Genomic DNA, 1,560 nt, shown 5'->3' with positions numbered 1-1,560 from the left:
GGGCGTGCGGACAAAAACCTGGACTTCGGGTATGATGTCATTATGTATTCAAAAGCAGACAAGAAAAGAGCTATCGAGCTCTACTACCAATATCATCATTCATGGAGTGCAGTAACCCGAGAATTAGGTTATCCGTCTTTGGGCGCCTTGAAACGGTGGATCAAAGACTATGAAGAAGATGCCAAAGCGACGCATACCGATACTCCTAGAAAACGAAAACCCAAGTACTCTGATACTCAGCGCCAGGCCGCAGTGGATCACTTTTTTGAGCACGGTCAGTTTATCACTAAGACAGTCAAGGCACTTGGATATCCCTCACGCCAACTTCTTCGCGAGTGGCTTCTTGAAGACCCACGTTGTGATGATACGTTGCGGAGTCGTACAGTTGTGAATAAGCCCGCCGCAACTGAAGAAGTTAAGGCCAAGGCTGTTGAGGCGCTTTATAAGCGAGAGGTTCCGGCCAGAGAAATCGCAGAGGACTTCGGGGTCAGCCGTGAAACACTTTATGGTTGGAAACGAGACGTACTTGGAGAAACCTTTCCGGCAAAGCAGGCGCCTAGTTTATCAGATGAAAGAAGTGCCGAGAAAATAGTTAACCCAGAAGTCTCAAGCCTCCAAGCTCGAATCAAAGAACTTGAGCTTCAAAATGATATCCTCCTCCAAGTGAACGCCCTTCTAAAAAAAGATCTGGGCATCGATCATCTAAATCTGACCAATCGAGAAAAGGTTCAGGTGATTGATGCCCTGCGTGACAAATACTCGCTCAATACGTTACTCAAGGCGCTTCAGCTGTCGAAGAGTAGCTACTTCTATCAACGTGACGCCATCGCTAAAGGCGATAAGTATGAGGCCATCCGTCCTCGTTTAAAAGTTATCTTTAAACAGAACTACGAGAGCTATGGATATCGCCGGATCAAGATGGAATTAGATGATGAGGGCATCCATCTTTCCGAAAAAGTGATCCGACGATTGATGAGTGAGGAAGGTCTGGAAGTCACCGTTACCCGGTGTCGCAAATACAGCTCGTATGCAGGAGAAATCACGCCGGCAGTCCCCAATATTCTTGATCGAGACTTTCAAGCTGAGGCTCCCAACCAGAAGCTCGTTACGGACATTACGGAGTTTTCTATCCAGGCGGGGAAGGTATACTTGTCTCCGCTAATTGATTGCTTTGACGGCCAAATCACGAGTTGGACAATTGGCACCAGTCCTAACGCCGAACTGGTTAACACAATGCTCAGCGCTGCGGCAGAGACCTTTACGCTCAACGAGAAACCTATTGTACATTCAGATCGAGGCGCGCATTATCGTTGGCCAGGCTGGATTGAGTTAATGAATGGATTCGGCTTCACACGTTCTATGTCGAAAAAAGCCAGCACCCCAGATAATGCTCAAGCGGAGAGCTTCTTCGGTCATCTAAAGACTGAGTTCTTTTACAACAGAAGTTGGCTAGGAAAATCTATTGATGATTTCACCAAAGAACTCGACCTGTATATCGAGTGGTATAACACAAAGCGAAGAAAAAAAGTTTTAGGAGGAAAGAGCCCGCAAGAATACCGT

At 46.8% G+C, this 1,560-nt stretch carries 1 protein-coding gene; it reads left to right on the top strand.

Going from position 1 to position 1,560, the window contains the following annotated elements; genetic code table 11:
• Positions 1-42 precede the first annotated feature (42 nt).
• A partial coding sequence (locus tag FD01_RS09650) for an IS3 family transposase (protein WP_056963960.1) occupies positions 43-1,560 on the top strand: 1,518 nt, incomplete at its 3' end.

It is taken from the genome of Lacticaseibacillus manihotivorans DSM 13343 = JCM 12514 (genome assembly GCF_001435035.1).
Lineage (GTDB): Bacteria > Bacillota > Bacilli > Lactobacillales > Lactobacillaceae > Lacticaseibacillus > Lacticaseibacillus manihotivorans.
The sequence above is the reverse complement of the archived record's forward strand: the minus strand, read 5'-3'. Positions and strand labels throughout refer to the sequence as shown.